Origin of the sequence: Streptomyces sp. NPDC050211 (assembly GCF_040656035.1) — a bacterium.
In the GTDB taxonomy this organism is placed as follows: domain Bacteria; phylum Actinomycetota; class Actinomycetes; order Streptomycetales; family Streptomycetaceae; genus Streptomyces.
In genome coordinates, this window is record NZ_JBFALC010000086.1 from 1 (window position 1) to 20,203 (window position 20,203).

At 72.5% G+C, this 20,203-nt stretch carries 13 protein-coding genes; 6 read left to right on the forward strand and 7 right to left on the reverse strand.

All coding sequences use genetic code 11. The features are described from left to right. The 7 genes from AB0I98_RS44275 to AB0I98_RS44305 all read right to left on the reverse strand — a co-directional run. Positions 1–665 (reverse strand): LmbU family transcriptional regulator (locus tag AB0I98_RS44275; protein ID WP_362951748.1); only part of this gene is annotated, 665 nt, incomplete at its 3' end. Positions 666–1,171: 506 nt separating this feature from the next. After that, positions 1,172–2,326, reverse strand: a complete 1,155-nt coding sequence (locus AB0I98_RS44280) for an acetylornithine transaminase (RefSeq protein WP_362951764.1) — start codon at positions 2,324–2,326, stop codon at positions 1,172–1,174. 38 nt (positions 2,327–2,364) lie between these two features. Further along, positions 2,365–3,516: a bifunctional glutamate N-acetyltransferase/amino-acid acetyltransferase ArgJ gene (gene argJ / locus AB0I98_RS44285; RefSeq protein WP_362951749.1), complete on the reverse strand. Its 1,152-nt coding sequence runs from the start codon at positions 3,514–3,516 to the stop codon at positions 2,365–2,367. Further along, positions 3,513–4,541: an N-acetyl-gamma-glutamyl-phosphate reductase gene (gene argC / locus AB0I98_RS44290; protein WP_362951750.1), complete on the reverse strand. Its 1,029-nt coding sequence runs from the start codon at positions 4,539–4,541 to the stop codon at positions 3,513–3,515. The genes argJ and argC overlap by 4 nt, the downstream gene beginning before the upstream one ends. Positions 4,542–4,562: 21 nt before the next feature. Then, positions 4,563–5,729, reverse strand: coding sequence for a serine hydrolase domain-containing protein (locus AB0I98_RS44295; protein WP_362951751.1), 1,167 nt, complete (start codon positions 5,727–5,729; stop codon positions 4,563–4,565). A 206-nt stretch (positions 5,730–5,935) separates the two neighbouring features. Next, on the reverse strand, positions 5,936–6,877 hold the full coding sequence (locus AB0I98_RS44300; RefSeq protein WP_362951752.1) for an AfsR/SARP family transcriptional regulator: 942 nt from the start codon (positions 6,875–6,877) through the stop codon (positions 5,936–5,938). A gap of 9 nt (positions 6,878–6,886) precedes the next feature. Next, positions 6,887–7,654 (reverse strand): thioesterase domain-containing protein, encoded by a 768-nt coding sequence (locus AB0I98_RS44305; protein ID WP_362951753.1) that lies wholly within the window; start codon positions 7,652–7,654, stop codon positions 6,887–6,889. A gap of 615 nt (positions 7,655–8,269) precedes the next feature. Here AB0I98_RS44305 and AB0I98_RS44310 point away from each other — a divergent pair. From AB0I98_RS44310 to AB0I98_RS44335, 6 genes are all read left to right on the forward strand, one after another. After that, positions 8,270–8,485, forward strand: a complete 216-nt coding sequence (locus tag AB0I98_RS44310) for an MbtH family protein (RefSeq protein ID WP_362951754.1) — start codon at positions 8,270–8,272, stop codon at positions 8,483–8,485. Between the two features lie 84 nt (positions 8,486–8,569). After that, entirely contained in the window at positions 8,570–9,283 is a 714-nt protein-coding gene (locus tag AB0I98_RS44315; RefSeq protein WP_362951755.1) for an LmbU family transcriptional regulator, read from the forward strand. Between the two features lie 44 nt (positions 9,284–9,327). Continuing rightward, positions 9,328–10,875 carry an amino acid adenylation domain-containing protein gene (locus AB0I98_RS44320; protein ID WP_362951756.1) on the forward strand — a complete coding sequence of 516 codons (1,548 nt, stop codon included), beginning with the start codon at positions 9,328–9,330 and terminating at the stop codon, positions 10,873–10,875. Positions 10,876–10,892: 17 nt separating this feature from the next. Next, a complete protein-coding gene (locus AB0I98_RS44325) occupies positions 10,893–11,123 on the forward strand; it encodes a phosphopantetheine-binding protein (protein ID WP_362951765.1) in 231 nt (76 codons plus the stop codon). Positions 11,124–11,175: 52 nt separating this feature from the next. Then, positions 11,176–12,363, forward strand: a complete 1,188-nt coding sequence (locus AB0I98_RS44330) for an NAD(P)/FAD-dependent oxidoreductase (RefSeq protein ID WP_362951757.1) — start codon at positions 11,176–11,178, stop codon at positions 12,361–12,363. Between the two features lie 40 nt (positions 12,364–12,403). Continuing rightward, a complete protein-coding gene (locus AB0I98_RS44335; protein WP_362951758.1) occupies positions 12,404–20,197 on the forward strand; it encodes an amino acid adenylation domain-containing protein in 7,794 nt (2,597 codons plus the stop codon). Positions 20,198–20,203: the final 6 nt, after the last annotated feature.

Below are 20,203 nucleotides of genomic sequence, written 5' to 3' on the forward strand. Positions count from 1 at the left end.
GGCCGGGTCCGCCCGGCGAGGCCCTCGCCGCGGGCGCTGTCCTCGGCGCCGCCCGCGGCCGGCGCGGCCACGCCCTGGATGCCCTTGCGGTCGCGGGCCTCCGCCCGCTCCGGCGTGCCGAGGTCCTCCAGGGCGCTGGCGGCCGCGCTGTCCAGGGTGGTCATCACCCACTGCTCGAAGTCGACGCCCAGCTGCTCCGCGGCCTGGTGCCACCACTGCAGCCGGCTGCCGGGCAGCTCCAGGCGGCGGCTGGGCTCGGCGGCGGCGCACGGCTGCTGCTCGCTCTGGCGCGCGGCGCGCAGGGCGCCGCGCAGCTGCTTGGTGGTCCACTGCCGCTGCTCGGCGCGGTCGAGCCAGCGGTCCTGCTCCTCCACCGGCATGGAGGCCAGCTCGGCATGGTGCTGGAAGCTCAGGGCGGGCCGGCGCCGGGTGAGGTCGAAGCGGCGGGAGACCCACGCGTAGTTGCGCAGGGTCTGGTACGACAGGCCCACGGCGCGTATCCCGCGCTGGTAGCGGTCGGTGTAGTGGTCCTTGCCGTACACCAGCCAGTCGCCCAGCCACCAGGAGGAGGAGTCGACGACGTCGGCGAGCTGGCGCCCGGCCCGCTCCCACTCGTCGTAGGCCATCCCCCTCGGGATCTGCAGGCCCACCTTGGTCGTCAGCACCTGCGCCCGTCGCGGCGCGGCCCCCGCCGCGGGCGGCTGCCGTGGCGGGGGCTGCGGAACAGCGGTTGCCGGGCCGCCACGCGACCCCGCGGTTTGACCGGCCTCACGCGCCATCATGCCTCCAGGAGAAGGGTGCACATAACTGGCGAGAAGTCTCGCGGGGCGCGTTGAAGCGGCGCCGGAGCGGCGCTCGAAAGGGACAGAGTTGTCCCGTCGGCGGGACGGTATCCAGGAATCCGGAATCCGGTCATGTTCCTCCGGCTGGGCAGGGTGCGCCCATTATGGCCTGCTGTGCGCGTGCACCGGCCGCCAGAACAATTGAAAAGGAAAATAGCAGGCAGGTAATTGCCGGTCATGGCACCCCGGTCCCCGCCCGGAAAGCGGCGGGCCACGGTTTTCGCGGACGGGCTGCGGGATTCCGACTCCCCGGGAATTGACAGAGAGGACACCATCGACGTGGAGTTCTTCGACTGGAGAACCGGCGCAGGTGACACCGTCCGGCCGGGTCAGGCCGCCGTCGGCGCCTCGCCGAGGGCCTGGGACAGGGCTGCCCGGAAGCCGTCGACGAAGGTGTCCACCTCACGCTCCGACACGATCAGCGGCGGGGCGAGCCGGACGACGTCCGGCAGCACCGCGTTCACCAGCAGCCCGTTGTCCTGGGCCGCCTGCTGCACGCGCGCCGCGTGCATCCCCTCCAGTACGACGCCCAACAGCAGCCCGGCGCCGCGGACTTCGCGCACCAGCGGGTGGCCCAGCGCCTGAAGTCCGCGCCGCAGCCGCCGCCCCGCCGCCCGCACGTGGCCGAGGAGGCCCGCCCGCTCGATGGTGTCCAGGACGGCGAGGGCGGCCGCGCACACCACAGGGTTCCCGCTGAAGGTGGAGCCGTGCGCGCCGGGCGTCAGCAGCTGTGCGGCCGGGCCGAAGGCGAGCGTCGCGCCGATGGGCAGCCCGCCGCCCAGCCCCTTGGCGAGCGTGACGACGTCCGCCTCGACGCCGTCGGCCTGGGCCGCGAACCAGTGGCCGGTGCGCCCGATGCCGGTCTGGATCTCGTCCAGGACGAGGAGGGTGCCGGTCGCCGCGGTGATCTCGCGGGCGGCCCGCAGATAGCCGGGCGGCGGCACGACCACGCCGTTCTCGCCCTGCACCGGCTCCAGCATCAGCAGCGCGGTGCGCTCGGTGACGGCGTCGCGCAGGGCCTCGACGTCCCCGTAGGGCACATGGCTGACCTCGCCCGGCAGCGGCTGGAAGGGGCGCTGCTTGGCGCTCTGGCCGGTGAGGGCCAGGGCCCCCATGGTGCGGCCGTGGAAGCCGCCGTCGGCCGAGACCATGTGCGTGCGGCCGGTGAGCCGGCCGATCTTGAAGGCCGCCTCGTTGGCCTCGGCGCCGGAGTTGGCGAAGTAGACCCGGCCCTCGCGCCCGGCGAGGTGCAGCAGCCGCTCGGCCAGGCGCACGGTCGGTTCGGCGATGAACAGGTTCGACACGTGCCCGAGCGCGGCGACCTGCTCGGCGACGGCGGTGACGACCGCGGGATGCGCATGGCCGAGCGCGTTGACCGCGATGCCGCCGACGAAGTCGAGGTACTCGGTGCCCTCCGCGTCCCAGACCCGGGCGCCCTGGCCTTTGACCAGCGGCAGCCGGGGAGTGCCGAAGTTGTCCATCATGACGCCCTGCCAGCGCCGGGTCAGCGCCGCGTTGTCGCTCACGAGGCGTACTCGCTGTTCTCGTGGACGTAGGCGGCGGTGAGGTCGTTGGTCCAGATGACGGCCGAGGCCTGGCCCGCGGCGAGGTCCACGGTGAGGTGGATCTCGCGGCCGGTCATGTCCACCAGCGCGCGGTCCTCGCCCACCGAGCCGTTGGTGCAGACCCACACGTCGTTGATGGCGACGTTCAGCCGGTCGGGTTCGAAGGCGGCGGAGGTGGTGCCGATGGCGGACAGGACGCGGCCCCAGTTGGGGTCCTCGCCGTGCAGGGCGCACTTGAGGAGGTTGTTGCGGGCGACGCAGCGCCCCACCTCGACGGCGTCGTCCTCGCTCGCGGCACCCGTCACCTCGATGCGGATCTCCTTGCTCGCGCCCTCGGCGTCCGCGATCAGCCGGCGGGCCAGGTCGGCGCAGACCGTGCGGACGGCCTCGGCGAACTCCTCGTATTCCGGGGCGAGTTGGGAGGCGCCGGAGGCGAGCAGCAGCACGGTGTCGTTGGTGGACATGCAGCCGTCGGAGTCGACCCGGTCGAAGGTGACGCGGGTGGCGTCCCGCAGCGCCCGGTCCAGGACCTTGCTGTCCAGGTCGGCGTCCGTGGTGAGGACGACGAGCATGGTGGCGAGCCCGGGGGCGAGCATCCCGGCGCCCTTGGCCATGCCGCCGACGGTCCACCCGCCCCGGGTGACGGCGGCCGTCTTGGGCACCGTGTCGGTGGTCATCACGGCGACGGCCGCGTCCGCGCCGCCGGCCCCGGACAGCCGGCCGGCGGCGCTGTCGACGCCGGCCAGGAGCCGGTCCATGGGCAGCGGCACGCCGATCAGCCCGGTGGAACAGACCGCCACGTCCGCCGCGTTCAGGCCGAGCCGCTCGGCCGCCCGCCCGGCGGTGGCGCAGGTGTCCTTCCATCCCTGCGGGCCCGTGCAGGCGTTGGCGCCCCCGGAGTTGAGCACGACCGCGCGGATCTCGCCGTCCGCGAGGACCTGCCGCGACCACTTCACGGGCGCGGCCTGGACGCGGTTGGAGGTGAAGACGCCCGCCGCGGCCGAGTGCGGCCCGGTGTTGACGACGAGCGCCAGGTCCCGTCTGCCGTTCTGCTTGATCCCTGCGGCGATGCCCGCCGCCGTGAAGCCTCGTGCTGCGGTGACGCTCACGGTGCCACTCCGATCGTGGACAGCCCCAGCTGCTCGGGCAGGCCCAGAGCGAGGTTCATGCTCTGGACGGCCCCGCCGGCGGTGCCCTTGGTGAGGTTGTCGATGGCGCTGATCGCGATGATCCGGCCGACCGCCGGGTCGAGGACCACCTGGATCTGCGCGGCGTTCGATCCGTACACGGCCGCGGTGGAGGGCCACTGCCCCTCGGGCAGCAGCGTCACGAACGGCTCGTCGCCCAGCGCCTTCTCGTAGGCGGCCCGCACGTCCTGCGCGCCGACCCCGGGCCGGGCGGCGGCGGAGCAGGTGGCGAGGATGCCGCGGGGCATGGGGGCCAGCGTCGGGGTGAAGGAGACGGCGACCCGGTGGCCGGCGACGGCGCCGAGGTGCTGTCTCATCTCGGGCGTGTGCCGGTGGCCGCCGCCCACGCCGTACGGCCGCATGGAGCCCATCACTTCGCTGCCGAGCAGGTCCGCCCTGGGGCTCTTCCCGGCGCCGGACGTGCCGGACGCCGCGACGACGACCGCCTCGGGTTCGGCCAGCCGGCCCGCGTACGCGGGAAAGAGGGCCAGCAGGACGGCGGTGGGGTAGCAGCCCGGCACCGCGATGCGCCGGGTGCCCGCCAACGCGGCGCGGGCGCCGGGCAGTTCGGGCAGGCCGTAGGGCCAGGTGCCGGCGTGCGGGGTGCCGTAGAACGTCTCCCAGTCCGCCGCGTCCGCGAGGCGGAAGTCCGCGCCGCAGTCCACGACGAGCGTGTCGTCGCCCACCTGCTCGGCGACGGCGGCGGACTGGCCGTGCGGCAGGGCGAGGAAGACCACGTCATGCCCCGTGAGGGCGCCCGCGGTGGTGGGCCCCACCTCCCGGTCGGCCAGCGCCGGCAGGTGCGGCTGCAGCGTGCCCAGCCGCCGGCCGGCGCTGGCATGCGCGGTCAGCGCACCGATCTCCACTTCGGGGTGGGCAAGAAGCAGGCGCAGGAGCTCGCCTCCCGCATAGCCGCTCGCTCCCGCCACGGCTGCGCGCACTGTCATGAAGCCTCCTGGTCGGCAGGGTCAGCGGGACGTCGGGGCGCAGAACTCGGCGTTGAGGGTGGGGATGAGCCCCGACACCTCCCAGTCGCTGTTGTAGTTGAACGTGAGCTGGTGGCGGCCGTCCTCGGTGAAGGCGGCCACCGTGAGCCACCCCACCGTGCCCCCGTCGTGGTACCAGAGGGTCGTGCCGCAGCCCAGCGTGAGCCGTTCCACGCCGAGCCCGTAGGACGCGCTCGGGAAGTCGGGGTTGACGACGGTCGTCTTCAACTCCTTCAGCTGCCGTGCCGGCAGCAGCTTCCCGCCCATCAGGGCCGCGTAGAACCGGTTCAGGTCGCCGGTGCTGGAGATGAGGTCGCCGTCGCCCCAGAGCTGGGAGCCGTTCATCTCGGTGACGTCGTCGATCCGGTCCGGCTGCGAGTCGAAGAAGAGCCGGGAGTAGCCGCGGCCGCTCGGCCGGGGCAGCCGGCTGCTCGTGCCGGGGTGGGAGGTCGCCTTCAGGCCCAGCGGCCTGATGATGCGCCGGCGCACCTCGTTCTCGTACGACGTACCGGCCACCTTCTCGACGATCAGCGCGGCCAGGACGTCGTTGGTGTGGGAGAACGAGTGCCGGGCACCGGGCTGGAACTCCGGCGCGTGGGAGAAGGCCACCCGCAGGCGCTGCTCGGGCGTCAGGGTGTCGTAGCGGTGCTGCAGGAAACCGTCGCCCAGGAGGTACGTCCGGTAGTACGTCACGTCGAGGAGGTAGTCGAACAGGCCGCTGGTGTGGTTGAGCAGCTGACGTACGGTGATCGCGCGGCCGTCGTTGCCGTTGCCCGACACCACGCCGGGCAGATGGCGCTCCACGGTGTCGTCGAGACCGAGCTTGTTCTCCGCCGCCATCTGCAGCAGGACGGTGGCCACGAAGGTGTTGGTGAGGCCGCCGACCCGGAACCGGTCGTTCTTGCCGCGCGGCGCACCGGTGTTCAGGTCGCCCACGCCGGCTGTGTACGTCCACACGCCGCCGGCATCGCGCGCCTGGGCGGTGACGCCGGGGACACCGGCTGCGACGCTCGCGTCGATCGCGCTTCGCGTCGCCTCGTGGCCGGCCGTGTCCCGCGACGCCTGGGCCGGACCCGTCAGGGCGGTGGCCGTCATCGCGACGGCCGCCAGAGCGACCACGCCGGCCCTCGGTCTGTTCCGTATCGTCATTCCCCGCTCCTGGGAGTCGTCTCTGCCTGGCTGATTTCCGTACCTGTGGGGTCGGCGGCACAGTAGGCCGCCCGACTCGAGCGCGGGTAGCTCGGATGGACACCCCCTAGGCGTGCCGCGCCCCGAAGGGGCGCGGGGAACTGCGCGACCAGCCACGACGGCGCCGCAGACGAAAGACGGCACATCGCGGCCCTACCAGCGGAGCGCTACGGCGCCGTGCTCGCCGCCAACTCGTTGAAGCGGCACAGCAGTTGGTTCTGCTCGCGCTGCAGTCGCTCGATGCGGCGGTGCAGGCGGGCCATCTCCTCGCCCAGGGGGCGCAGCGCGTCGTCGGCCCCCGCGTCCGCCGGGGCCAGGGCCGTGGCGAGGGCCGGGTCGTGGTGGAGGATCGCCTGCATCAGGCCGCGCAGCGCGGGGCTCGGCTCGACGCCGAGTTCCCGCGCCAGGCGGCCGCGCGCCCGGTCGTACACGCCGAGCGCCTCCGCCTGCCGGCCGCAGCGGTAGAAGGCGACCATCAGCAGGGCGTAGAACCGCTCCCGCAGGGGGTGATCGGTGGTGAGCTCCACCAGCTCGCCGGTGATCTCGCCATGGCGGCCGGTGCGCAGATACGCGTCGTACATCATCTCCAGGGCGGTCAGGCGGTGCTCCTCCAGCCGGGCCGCCTCGAGCGCGCAGATGTCGCCGAGCACGCTGCCCTCCAGAGCCGGGCCGCGCCACAACGACAGGGCCCGGCACAGCAGTTCACCGGCCTGGCCCGGGTCGCTGCCAAGGACCCGGCGGCCCTGGTCGGTCAGGTGCTGGAAGCACGCGGCGTCCGTTTCGGCGGGGGCGAGCCGCAGGGTGTAGCCGCGCGGGGTGGTCTCGATCCACGGGCGCTGTGCGTGCTGGTCGGGCCGTCCGTCCTGCCGCGGCTGCGGTCCGGACAGCAGCCGGCGCAGCCGGGCCACATGGACCTGCAGCGCGTTCGCGGCGTTGCCGGGCGGGTGTTCGCCCCACAGCTCGTCGATGAGCCGCTGCACGCAGACGTTGCGGCCGGCCTTCACCACCAGGGCCCCCAGCAGGGCGCGCTGCTTGGCGCCGGTGGGAAGGATCTGTAGACCGGTCTGCTCGTCCTGGACTTCGACGAGACCGAGAATGCGGAACTGCATCTCTTCCCCTCACGCAGGCCGGCACCGGAGGTTCAGAAGGAGCGCGTCGCGCCCGCCGCGTCGAGCGCCGTGGCCGCGTCCCGTTCGATCTGCCGCAGCAGCGGCCCGGGATCGTCCTGAAATAGAAGTGACCGCCGTCGAAGACCCGCAGGCCCAGGAAGTGCTCGGTGTGCTCGGCCCAGCCGGCCATCCGAGCGGGGGAGCGGCGTGGTCGGCGCCGCCCGCGAAGGCGGACAGCGCCACCGGCAGCGGGGCGGTGCCGGGAGCGGGGCGCCAGGTCTCCACCAGGCGCAGGTCGGCCCGGATGACCGGGTCGAACAGGGCCCACAGCTCGGGGTCGTCGAGGACGCCGTCGGGCGTGCCGCCGAACCGCTTCAGCCGGGTCCGCAGCTCGGCTGCGGGCAGCTGGTGGTAGGCGCTCGTCCGCCCCGCCGACTGCGGTGCGGCGCGGGCGGAGAGGCCGATCCACACCGGCGGCGGCAGGCCCCGCTCGACGATCCGCCGGGTGATCTCGTACGACACGAGGGCGCCCATGCTGTGTCCGAACAGGGCGTAGGGGCCGGTCAGTTCGGGCTCGATGGTGTCCAGCAGGAAGTCGGCGAGGCGGCCGGCGTCCGTGATCTGCGGCAGGTCGAGGAGGAGGCCGTGGCCCGGCGCGTCGAGCAGCCGCACGTCCCAGGTGCCCGGCAGCGCGGCCGGCCAGGTGCGGTACGGCAGGTGTGAGCCTCCCGCGTGGTGCAGGACGAACAGCCGCAGGTCAGGTCGTGTGCTGTGCATCGCTCCCCCTCGGATCGGGCCGCGCACCCTCGGACCATAGACCGCCGTCCGGCCGGCCGGGCGCGGGCTCCAGAGGGGCTCCACCGCCGGTGCGGCGGCCCTTGAGCGATCCTCCGGCGCCCGGCTTCCGGCCTGCCCGCTCGAGCAGCACCCGACCGTGTCTCAAAACGGCCGTGGATACCGTGAGCGGGCAGTCGGCTACCGGCAACGCGGGCAGCCAAGCCCGTACGACGACCGCGGCCCGGCCCAGAAGGCCGGGTCCCGCACCACCGCTCGACCACGAGCGGACAGCGGACGGGCCGATCGGCTGCCGTACGTTCGCATCCCAGGAACGCCAGGCAGCCGATCTCCCTTTGTGTACGTCAACGAACTCCCCCCTTTTGTGTACGTCGACGGACCTCGGCGCCTGTGCGAGGTCAGGTTTCTCTTGAGTGAACCCCAAGCGCCTTGCAACGCTGTCGTCCGGCCGGCGGACGGACACCCCGGGCAGCGCCCCGCGTGTCCCGTCGACCGGACAACGCCGATCGGCGAACCGGCGCCCGGTGCCCTCTCGCACCCGGCGGCCCGACGATTTCCCATCCCGAGTCACCCCATGACGGTTAAGGACGGTGCCAGTTGAGCGCGAACCCCTTCGATGACGAGGACGGCCGCTTCTACGTGGTCGTCAACGACGAGGAGCAGCACTCCCTGTGGCCGGCGTTCGCCGAGGTGCCCGCGGGCTGGCGGGTGGTCTTCGGTGAGGCGGCCCGGGCCGAGTGCCTGCAGTACGTCGAGCAGAACTGGAGCGACCTGCGCCCCAAGAGCCTGCGCGAGGCCATGGCGGCGGACTGAACGCCGCCCGGATGCCCGGTCGAGTGATCGGTCAACGCCCAGGAATACATGCTGAGTTGGGAGATGACGGTGGTGAGGGGCGCTGTGAAAACCGCGAGCGCGCAGCCGGTGGGCAACAGCGGTGAGCCCGCGCAGCGCGAGGTGGTCCTGTCCTTCGTGGGGACGCAGGCCACGGTGCAGAAGTCGGGGATGATCTTCCCGCAGAACCTGCCGGAACGTTCCTGGGAGCGGATCGGCTCCAGCCTGCGCGAGCTGGTGAACTCCTCGGCCTGGTGGCTCGCCGACTGGCTGATCTACGGGGAGACCACCTACGGGTGGCGGCGGTACAAGGAGGCCATCGAGCGCACCGGGCTCGACTACCAGACCTTGCGCAACTACGCCTGGGTGGCCCGCCGGTTCGAGCACCACCGCAGGCGGGACAGCCTCAGCTTCGCCCACCACGCCGAGGTGACCCGGCTGTCGCCACCGGAGCAGGACTACTGGCTGCGCAAGGCCGAACAGCAGAAGTGGTCGCGCAACGAACTGCGCAGGGCGGTCCGCGCCAGCCTGGCCGTGCAGAACGACCAGGCCGACACGCCCCCCAACGGCGGCGGCGAGCAGCACGAGGTGCCCCGGCTGGCCGAGCCGGCGGCCGACAAGCGCCGGCCGCAGGTCACCACGCTGACCATCGAGCTGTCCGCCGATCAACTGGAGTACTACTCGAAGGCTGCTGCCGCGCACGGCCTGCCCGTCGAGAGGTGGGTGACCCAGATGCTCGAGACCGCCGACCGGAGCACACCCGACAGGCGCACCGCCTAGCGGCGCACCGCCGAGACGGACCCCCTTCACATCGGAGTCAGTTGATGATCCTTCAGGGAAAGCGGGTTGCCCTGCCCGCGCAGCCCGTCGTCCATCAGCAGTTCGAGGCGCACACGGCAGCCACCCCCGACGCCGTCGCCGTGGTGTGGGCCGGCCGGCAGGTGACGTACGCGGAGCTGGACGTGAAGGCGAACCGGTTCGCGCACTTCCTCGCCGCGCGCGGACACGGCCGGGGCGCGAAGGTCGGCGTCTGCCTCGACTACTCGATCGACATGCTCGTCGCCATCCTCGGCACGCTGAAGGCGGGCGCGGCCTACGTACCCCTCGACCCGGCCTACCCGGCGGCCAGGCTCCAGCTGCTGCTGGGCCAGATCCCCCATCTCGCCCTGATCGTGGCCTCCCCGGCGACCGCCCAGATGGTCGAGTCGGCGGCCGCCGAGGTCGTCGACCTGGAGCAGCTCGCCGATCACCTGGCAGGCCTGGCGGCGACCTCTCCCCAGGCCGACGTCACCGGCGACGACGTGTGCTACGCGGTCTTCACGTCCGGGTCGACCGGTACGCCGAAGCTGACCGCGGTGCGGCACGAGGGCTGGTTCAACCTGATGAACTGGCTGCGGCTCGAGTACGGCCTGCACCGCGGCTCGCACAACCTGGTGGTCAGCGCCTTCGGCTTCGACCTCTCCCAACGCGCCCTGATGACACCGCTGTTCTGCGGCGCCACCCAGCACCTGCTGGCGAGCCGGAACTTCGACGCCATGCTGGCCTACCGCACCCTGACCGAGCACGACATCCGCGTGGTGCACTGCGCCTCCAGCACGCTGTACCTGCTGGTGGACTGGGAGCGGGCCCGCGGCGGCGACGCGCTGGCCCGCCTCGACTACGTGCTGTTCGGCGGGGAGGCGCTGAAGGCCGAACGGCTCACCGACTGGGCGCGGCGCGAGGGCAACACCTGCACCCTGCTGCACCAGTACGGCGTCGCCGAGTGCACGGACGTCGCCACGTCGTACGACCTGGCCGGCTACCGGCCCGGCGAACACGACATCCCACCGGTCGGCAGGCCGGCTTACAACACCGACATCCACCTCCTCGACGAGCAGCTGCGGCCCGTCGGGCCCAGGGAGCAGGGCGAGATCTGCATCGCCGGGGCCGGCGTCGGCGCGGGCTACCTCAACACCGGCCCCGAGAAGCGGAAGTTCACGACGATCGACGTCGACGGAGAGCCGCGCAGGGTGTACCGCACGGGCGACCGCGGCTATGTCACCGAGGCCGGCGACCTCGTCGTCCTCGGCCGGATCGACGCGCAGGTGAAGGTCCGCGGCATGCGCATCGACCCCACCGACATCGAGCGCGCGCTCGCCCGGCTGGACGGGGTCCGCGAGGCCGCCGTGGCGGTCACCCGCACCGACTCCGGCGAGGTGGAGCTGGTCGCGTTCCTCGTCCCGGCCGGGGACGACCTCGCCGCGGACGACGTACGCACCCGCCTGCTGGAAACCCTGCCGCGGAACATGATCCCGGCCAGGTTCCTGAACATCCCGCACATTCCGCTGAGCCCGCACGGGAAAGTGGACCGCGCGGCGCTGGTCGAAGCATGAAAACCGAGAGGACCGTGATGATTTCCGACCGCGTGCGCGCCATTTGGTGCCGGGAACTGAAGCGCGATGACATTGCACTCGACGACGATTTCTTCGCCCTGGGCGGCCAGTCCGTGGTCATGGTCAATATTCAGGGCGCCTACCTGACGGAGCTGGGCGCCGAGGTCCCGATGGACCAGCTGTTCCTCCACCCGACGGTGGCGTCGATCTCCGCTTATCTCGAATCCCAGGGTGCGGTGACCCGATAGGTCCGGCTGCAGCCGCGGTGTATCAGAAATCTACTGGCAAGAGAGGCGCGCCATGTACGACGTGATTGTCATCGGTGCCCGTTGTGCGGGCTCGCCGACGGCCATGCTATTCGCGCAGCAGGGTTATCGCGTCCTGCTCCTGGAGAAGGCGCGTTTCCCGCAGGACACGCTGTCCTCGCACTACCTCCATATGCAGGGCGTGGCGCTGCTCAACCGGTGGGGGCTGCTGGAGCAGATCCGCGACTCGGGCGCCCAGCCCATCACCCGCCAGAGCTACGAGGGGCCGGGGGTCCGCATCGAGGGCTTCTCCCTGCCGATCGACGGCCTGACGACCACGTACGCGCCGCGGCGGTACGTGCTCGACCCGATCCTCGCCGGCGGTGCGGTGGCGGCCGGCGTGGAGTTCCGGGAGGGCTGCGCGGTCAAGGACCTGGTGTTCGAGGGCGACCGGGTCGCCGGCGTGCGCTACACCACGCCCGGCGGCGCCGAGGCGACGGACCGGGCCCGCCTGGTCGTCGGCGCGGACGGCATGCGCTCGCTGGTGGCCCGCAAGGCCGGCGCCGAGAACGTCATCGAGCATCCGCGGATGACCACCACCTACTACAGCTACTGGTCCGGGGTTCCCGCGCACTTCGAGCTGTACGAGCGGCCGGGGCGCTGGATCGGCGTCCTGCCCACCAACGACGACCTCACGCTGCTCATGGCCTACTTCCCGCAGGACGACTACCACCAGGTCCGCAAGAACGTGGAGCCCGCCTACCTCGACGCCTTCCGCACCACGGCGCCCGAGCTGTACGAGCGGATGCGGTCGGGCCGGCGCGAGGAGCAGCTGTACGGCACCGGACACCAGGAGAACTACTTCCGCAAGGCTTATGGGCCCGGCTGGGTGCTGGTCGGTGACGCGGTGAACCACAAGGACTCCATCACCGCCCGCGGCATCACCGAGGCCTTCGTCCAGGCCCAGACGCTCACCGACCTCATCGGCGAGCGGCTGCACGACGACGCCGCGCTCAACTCGGCGCTGCGGCGCTACGAGAACGAACTGAGCAACGAGGCCCTCAACCACTACCAGGGCGCCCTCAACGTGGCCGAGCTCAAGCCCGAGGGGCGCACCGAGATGCTCCGCAAGCTGGTCGGCCACCAGGAGCACATCGACCGGTACTTCTCGACGCTGTCGGGGGCGTGCTCCATCGACGACTTCTACAACGACGACCTGTTGACCCTGCTCGACCAGGGCTGAGTGACGCCTTGCTCCCTGGTTCCGCCGATTTGGAGACACAATGATCCCGTTGTCGTTCGCGCAGCGCCGGCTGTGGTTCGTGGACCGGTTCGAAGGCCCTTCACCGACCTACAACGGCGCTTTCGCCCTGCGGCTGACCGGTGAGCTGAACGTGGCCGCGCTGCGGGCGGCGCTCCGCGATGTCATCGACCGGCACGAGGTTCTGCGCACGGTGATCGTCGAGGGCGACGACGGCGTCCCGCACCAGCAGGTGCTGGCCTCGGGCCGGCAGCCGTTCGCCCTGCCGGTCGTCGAGGTGGCGGGGGAGGACGAGCGGGCGGCGGCGGTCGACCAGGCGGCCACCGAGACCTTCGACCTGGCCGCCGACATGCCGATCCGGGCCCGGCTGGTGCGGTGCGGGCCGGGTGACCACACCCTGGTCGTGGTGGCCCACCACATCGCCGTGGACGGGGAGTCCTTCGGGCCGCTGTTCCGCGACATCACCACCGCGTACGCGGCCCGCAGCGCGGGCAGCGCCCCGGCGTGGGAGCCGCTGCCGGTGCAGTACGCGGACTACACGCTGTGGCAGCGGGACGTGCTCGGCGACGAGGCCGACCCGGAGAGCGTGTCCGCCAGGCAACTGGCGTACTGGCGTGAGGCGTTGGCCGATCTGCCGCAGCCGCTGGACCTGCCCACCGACCGCCCGCGCCCGAGGGTGATGAGCCCTGAGGGCGACCGGGTCCCGTTCTCCCTCGACCCCGCCCTGCTCGCCTCCGTGGAGAAGTTGGCCGCGGAGCTGGACACCACGGTGTCGATGGTCATGCACGCGGCGCTGGGGGTGCTCCTGCACCACCTCGGCTGCGGTGACGACGTGCCGATCGGCGCGCCGATCACCGACCGCACCGACGAGGAACTGCGTGACCTCGTCGGGTTCTTCGTCAACACCTGGGTGCTGCGCGTCGACCTGTCCGGGAACCCGACCTTCCGCGGGCTGCTGCAGCGGGTGCGGGAGCGGTCGCTGGCCGCGTACGACAACCAGGACATGCCCTTCGAGCGGCTGGTGGAGCTGCTCAACCCGCACCGGTCCACCGCCTACAACCCGTTCTTCCAGGTCATGCTCTCCTGGCAGCCGCCCGTGCCGGACCTGCAGCTGCCCGGCCTCGGCGTCCAGGTCGAGCGGCTGGAGACCAACACGGCCAAGTTCGACCTGTTCTTCGACCTGCTCCCGGACAACGCGGGCGGGGCGCAGTGCCGTCTGGAGTACGCCACCAGCCTGTTCGACCGGGCTACCGCCGAGAGCCTCGCGCAGCGGTTCGTGCGCGTCCTGGGCCGGCTCGTGGCCGACCCGGAGCGCGCCGTTGCCACCGTCGACGTGCTCGAGGCGGCCGAGCGGGAGTTGCTGCTCACCCGCTTCGACAACAACGCCGATGTCGCAGCGGCATCCGATCTGACGGTCCCTGAGCTGTTCGAGAGCCAGGTGGCCCGCACGCCCGACGCCCCGGCGCTGGTGTGCGAGGGCCGGACCCTGACCTACCGCGACCTCGACGAGAGGGCCAATGGCGTCGCCTGGGAGCTCATCCGGCGCGGCGCCGGACCGGAGGACCTGGTCGTCCTCGCGCTGCCGCGCACCGAGGACCTGGTGGCCGGCCTGCTCGGGATCCTCAAGTCCGGCGCCGGGTACGTGCCGATGGACCCCAAGTACCTCAGCGGGCGGGCGCAGACCGTGCTGTCCGAAGCCCGCCCGCGGTTCGCCCTCACCGACACCGCGACGTGGCAGGAGCTGCCGCACCACGACATGACGGCCGTCAACCTCGACGACCGCGCGCAGTGGGACACGCCCGAGGGGGCCCCGGACAACGCCGCCCGCGTCGCCCCGCTGGGCCCGGACCACCTGGCGTACGTGATGTACACCTCCGGCTCCACGGGCACGCCGAAGGGCGCGACGATCACCCACCGGGGCCTGGTGGCCGGGGTGCGGGACCTGGTGCGCGTCCTGGACGCGCCGCCCGGCTGGCGGATGCTGGCCGGCACCTCGGTCAACTTCGACGTCTCGGTCTTCGAGCTGCTGACCACCCTGACCACCGGCGGCACGGCCGAGCTGGTGGCCAACGCGCTGGCACTCGGCGAGCGGGACGGCTGGGACGGACACGTGATCAGCGGCGTCCCCTCGGTGCTCGGGGAACTGGTGGGCCACCTGCACAAGGCGCCCGACGTGCGCACGGTCGTCTTCGCCGGCGACGTGCTCCCGGCCCGGCTGGTACGGCAGGTGCGCGAGGCCCTGCCCGGCGCGCAGATCGTCAACTCCTACGGGCAGAGCGAGAGTTTCTACGCCACCACGTTCTCCCTCGCGGCGTCCGAGCAGTGGGCGGAGGGCGACGTGGCGCCCATCGGCACCCCGCTGGCCGCCATGCGGGCCTACGTGCTGGGCCCCGGCCTCGCCCCGGTGCCGCAGGGCGTGATCGGTGAGCTGTATGTGGCCGGGACCTGCCTGGGCCGCGGCTACCACGGCCGCCCCGGCCTGACCGCCGAACGCTACGTGGCCAGCCCCTTCGGCCCGCCCGGCGAGCGGATGTACCGCACCGGCGACCTGGCCCGCTGGAACGCGGACGGGCAACTGGAGTGCGTCGGCCGCGGCGACGGCCAGGTGAAGGTGCGCGGCTTCCGCATCGAGACGGCCGAGGTCGAGGCCGCGATCACCGCGCACCCCGGCATCAGCGAGGCCGTGGTGATCGGCCGGCCGACGCCCTCGGGCGGAAAGCAGCTCGTCGCCTACGTGGTGCACACCGGCGAGGGCGCCGTCGGCGACGACGGCGTCGGCGGCATCGGCGATGTGGATGTGCAGTCCGGCGCTTCCGCCGCCGAACTGCGCAAGTTCGTCGCCGCGCGGCTGCCCGACTACATGGTCCCCTCGGCGTTCGTGGCCCTGGGCCGGCTGCCGCTCGGGCCGACCGGCAAGCTGGACCGCTCCGCGCTGCCCGAACCGGAGTTCGGGGGCGAGGCCTACCGGGAGCCCCGCACCGACACCGAGAAGATCATCGCCGCCGCCTACGCGGACGTCCTCGGCGTGGAACGGGTCGGCATCGACGACGACTTCTTCGCGGTGGGCGGGGACAGCCTGCGCTCCATCCAGGTGGTGGCGCGGGCCCGCGCCCGGGGCCTGGAACTGACCACGCGGGAGATCTTCGAGTGCCGCACGGCGGCCCGGCTGGCCGAGGTGGCCGCCGACCGCGCGGGACGGGTGCCCGTGCTCGCCGAGGACGAGGACGGCGGCATCGGCGCGATGCCGCTGCAGCCGGTGGCCCGGCAGGTGTTCGAGCACGGCGGCGGGACGAATCGATTCGCCATGTCGATGGTGCTCGAGCTGCCCGCGGGCATCGACGCGGACGGCCTCGCCGCGACGCTGGACGCCGTCCTGGACCGGCACGACCTGCTGCGCGCCCAGCTGGTGCGTGGCGACGAACTCTCCCTTCTCGCACGCCAGCAGGGCACCGTACGGGCGGCGGACCTGATCCGCCGGGTCGACTGCGACGGCCGCTGGGACGAGCCGGCCCTGCTGGCGGCGGCGAAGACGGAACTCGACGACGCGGTCGGCCGGCTCGACCCGGAAGCCGGGATCCTGGCCGGCTTCGTCTGGTTCGCCCCGGGCTCGGGTGCGGGCCGGCTGCTCGTGGTGCTGCACCACCTGGTGGTCGACGGTGTCTCCTGGCGCATCCTCATGTCGGACCTCGCCGAGGCGTGGCAGCAGGTCCGCTCCGGCCAGACGCCCGACCTGCCCGCGGTCGGCACCTCGGCCCGCCGTTGGGCGGCGGCGCTCGAGGACGAGGCCCACTCCGATCAGCGCGAAGCGGAACTGACGTACTGGCAGAACGTGCTCGAATCGCCCAACCCCCCGCTGGGCACGCGGGCGTTCGACCCGGCGGTGGATGTGTGGTCCACCGTCGACACCGTGCGGGTGGAGCTGCCCGCCGCCGTCACCGAGGCCGTACTGACCAGGCTTCCCGCGGCATACCGAGGCACCGGGACCGACGTGCTGCTCGCCGCGCTCGCCCTGGCGGTGAGCCGGTGGCGCGACGCGGACGGCTCGACCCTGGTCCGCCTGGAGGGGCACGGCCGCGAGGAGGACGCCGTCCCCGGCGCCGACCTGTCCAGGACCGTCGGATGGTTCACCACCATGTACCCGGCCCGCGTCGACGTCCAGGGCGTGGACCTGGCCGACGTACTGGCCGGCGGCCCCGCGGCCGGCACCGCGATCAAGCGGGTCAAGGAGCAGCTGCGGCAGGTGCCGGACAAGGGCCTGGGATACGGGCTGCTGCGCTACCTCAACTTGGAGACCGCCGAGCAGCTCGCCGACCACCCGGCCCCGCAGATCGGGTTCAACTACCTCGGCCGGATCTCCGACGCCGACGTGCCCGAGCACCTGCGCACCGACGGATGGGGGCCGGCGTCCTGGTCCGCCGAGCTGATCGCACAGCCCGACCCGGACCTGCCCGCGCTGTCCGCGCTGGAGGTCAACTCCCTGGCCACGGAATCCGCCGACGGCACCCGGCTGCAGGCCGCCTTCATGTTCCCCACCGGGGTGCTCTCCCGCGAGCAGGCCGCCGAACTGGCCGAGCTGTGGGTCGAGGTGCTGCACGGCATGGCCGCGCACGCCGCCCACCCCCACATCGGCGGGCTCACCCCCTGCGACGCCCCGCTGGTCACGGTGGACCAGGACGAGATCGAGAGCTGGGAGGAGCGCTACGGCCGGCTGGCCGAGGTGTGGCCGCAGGCCCCGGGACAGTCCGGCATCCAGTTCCAGGCCGCGCTCGCCGACGGCACCTTCGACGTCTACCACATGCAGTTCGTGCTGCACCTGTCCGGGCACGTGGACCCGGCGCGCATGCGGGCGGCCGGGCAGGCGCTGCTGGAGCGGTATCCGAACCTGCGCTCCGCGTTCCTCGAAACAGCCGGCGGCGACCCGGTCCAGGTCGTGCCGGACCATGTCGCCCTGCCCTGGCGGCACCTCGATCTGACCGGCCGCGGCGAAGCCGAGCAGGACGCGGCGCTGGATGAGGCCCTCGCCGACGACCGGGCCGACCAACTCGACCCCACCCGGCCGCCGCTGCTGCGCCTGGCCCTGCTCACCTGCGGGCCGCAGCGGGCGAAACTCATCGTCACCGCCCACCACACCCTCTTCGACGGCTGGTCGTCGCCGATGGTGATCACGGATCTGATCCGGCTGTACTCCGGCACCCACGACCTGGCTCCGGTCCGCTCCTACGGCGACTACCTGGCCTGGCTGTCGAGGCAGGACCGGCAGGCGGCGGCGGCCCGCTGGCAGGCCGAGCTCGACGGATTCGACCAGCCGACCCTCGTGGCCCCGGGCGCCCCCCTCCAGGAGGCGGCCTCCGCCCTCGGCCGGGTCGAGGTGCCGCTGTCGATCGACAAGGGCCGCGAACTCGCCCGGCGCGCCGCGGAACTCGGTGTCACGCTGAACACCCTCCTGCAGGGCGCGTGGGCGATCCTGCTCTCGCAGCTGACCGGGCAGCAGGACGTGGTGTTCGGGGCCGCCGTCAACGGCCGCCCGGCCGACCTGACCGGCTCCGACCAGATGGTCGGCCTGTTCATCAACACCCTGCCGACCCGGGTGTACTGCCGGCCCAGCGACAGCCTGGGCGACATCATCACCGGCCTGCAGGACCGGCAGATCGCCCTGCTCGACCACCACTACTACGGGCTGGCCGACATCCAGCGCGGGGTTGGGCTGCCCGCCCTGTTCGACACGCTCGTCGTGTTCGAGAACTACCCGATCGACCGCGAGGGCATGGTCGACGCGAACACCTCGGCGGGCTTCACGATCGACGGCATCCGGCCGTTCGCGGGCTCCCACTACCCGCTCACCCTCAACTCCTCCGACCCCTACCTGCGGCTCTCCCTCGACTACCAGAACAACCTCTACGACCGCGACGCGGCCGAGGCGATCGCCGCCCGCCTCGTGCGGGTGCTGGAGCAGCTCCTCGCCGATCCGGCAACGCGCCTGGCGGACATCGACGTCCTCGGCGAGGAGGAGCGGACCTGGCTGCTGCACAAGGTGAACGACACCGCCGAGCCGACCCTTCAGCCGGACCTGGTGCAGGCCGTGCGCCGCCAGGCCCAGGCGGCGCCCGGGGCCCTCGCGGTGGCCGCCGAGGACGAGCAACTGACCTACGGGCAGCTGGAGGAGCGGACCAACCGGCTGGCGCACTGGCTGAGCGAGCGCGGGGTGCGGCCGGAGTCGCTGGTCGCCGTGCGGCTGCCCCGGTCCGCCGACCTCGTGGTCGCCCTGCTGGCGGTGCTGAAGACCGGCTCGACCTACGTCCCGATCGACCCGGAGCACCCGCGCTCCCGCATCGACCACATCCTTGAGGACGCCCGCCCCACGCTCGTGCTCGACGCCGATGCGCTGGCCGGCGCGGACTGCTCGGACTACCCGGCCACCGCGCCCAGGACGGCCGTCCGCCCGGACAACGCCGCCTACGTGATCTACACCTCGGGCTCCACGGGGAAGCCGAAGGGCGTCGCGGTCACCTACGGCGCCCTGGCGAACTTCCTGGCCACGATGGGGCGGCGGTTCCCGCTGACCCCGGCGGACCGGCTGCTCGCCGTGACCACGGTCTCGTTCGACATCGCGGGCCTGGAGCTGTACCTGCCGCTGATCTCCGGCGCGGCGGTGGTGCTCGCGGGCAAGGAGACCGTCTCCCAGCCCTCGGCCGTGGTGGAGATGATCCGCCGTTATGACGTCACCCTCGTCCAGGCGACACCGGCGTTCTGGCAGATGCTGCTCATGGACGAGCCGGACGGCGCGCGGGGCCTGAGGATCCTGGTCGGCGGGGAGGCGCTGCCGCCGCACCTGGCCCAGGCCCTGACCGCACAGGCGGCCGACGTGGCCAACGTGTACGGCCCGACCGAGACGACGATCTGGTCGACGACCGCACCGGTCGAGCCCGGGACGGGCGTCCCGGCGATCGGGGCACCCATCGGCAACACCCAGGTGTACGTGCTCGACGCGCGGCTGCGTCCGGTCCCGCGCGGCGTGCAGGGCGAGTTGTACATCGCCGGCGACGGCCTGGCCCGCGGTTACCAGGGCCGGCCGGACCTGACCGCGGGACGGTTCGTGGCCTGCCCGTTCGGCCGGCCTGGCGCGCGCATGTACCGCACCGGGGATCTGGTGCAGTGGGGCGAGGGGGGCCGGCTGCAGTACATCGGGCGCACCGACTTCCAGGTGAAGATCCGCGGCTTCAGGATCGAGCTCGGTGAGATCGAGCATGTGCTGGCCGAGCACCCGGCGGTGGCGCACGCGGTCGCCGTGGTGCGCGAGGACGTGCCCGGCGACCAGCGGCTGGTCGCCTATGTGGTGCCGGCCGGCAAGGCGGACCCGGCCGGGCTGGACGTCGGGCCGCTGACCGACCTGCTCCGCGAACGCCTGCCGGAGTACATGGTGGCGTCGGCGATCGTGCCGCTCGCCGCGTTCCCCACCAACCCGAGCGGGAAGCTCGACCGCGCCGCGCTGCCCGCACCCGACCAGGGCCGGGCCGGCACCGGACGGGGACCGCGCAACCCCACCGAGGAAACCCTGTGCCGGCTCTTCGCCGAACTGCTCGGCAGGGACGAGGTCGGCATCGACGAGGACTTCTTCGCCTGCGGCGGCCACTCGCTCTCCGCCACCCGGCTGAGCGGCCGGATCCGCCGGGAATTCGGCGTCGAATCGAAGGTCACGATGGTCTTCCGCCATCCGACCGTGGCCCAACTCGCGGCCCGCATCGAGGAACTGACCACCTCGGATCGCCCTCAGCGGCGCAAGCCGAACCGCCCCCAGCTGCGCCAGATGACTGTGTAGGAGAGC

What these genes read in the sequence shown, in the direction of transcription:
- AB0I98_RS44280 (WP_362951764.1), bottom strand. Translation starts at nt 2,326, where the DNA reads ATGATGGACAACTTCGGCACTCCCCGGCTGCCGCTGGTCAAAGGCCAG.
- argC (WP_362951750.1), bottom strand. Translation starts at nt 4,541, where the DNA reads ATGACAGTGCGCGCAGCCGTGGCGGGAGCGAGCGGCTATGCGGGAGGC.
- AB0I98_RS44295 (WP_362951751.1), bottom strand. Translation starts at nt 5,729, where the DNA reads ATGACGATACGGAACAGACCGAGGGCCGGCGTGGTCGCTCTGGCGGCC.
- AB0I98_RS44300 (WP_362951752.1), bottom strand. Translation starts at nt 6,877, where the DNA reads ATGCAGTTCCGCATTCTCGGTCTCGTCGAAGTCCAGGACGAGCAGACC.
- AB0I98_RS44305 (WP_362951753.1), bottom strand. Translation starts at nt 7,654, where the DNA reads ATGCACAGCACACGACCTGACCTGCGGCTGTTCGTCCTGCACCACGCG.
- AB0I98_RS44320 (WP_362951756.1), top strand. Translation starts at nt 9,328, where the DNA reads ATGATCCTTCAGGGAAAGCGGGTTGCCCTGCCCGCGCAGCCCGTCGTC.
- AB0I98_RS44325 (WP_362951765.1), top strand. Translation starts at nt 10,893, where the DNA reads ATGATTTCCGACCGCGTGCGCGCCATTTGGTGCCGGGAACTGAAGCGC.
- AB0I98_RS44330 (WP_362951757.1), top strand. Translation starts at nt 11,176, where the DNA reads ATGTACGACGTGATTGTCATCGGTGCCCGTTGTGCGGGCTCGCCGACG.
- AB0I98_RS44335 (WP_362951758.1), top strand. Translation starts at nt 12,404, where the DNA reads ATGATCCCGTTGTCGTTCGCGCAGCGCCGGCTGTGGTTCGTGGACCGG.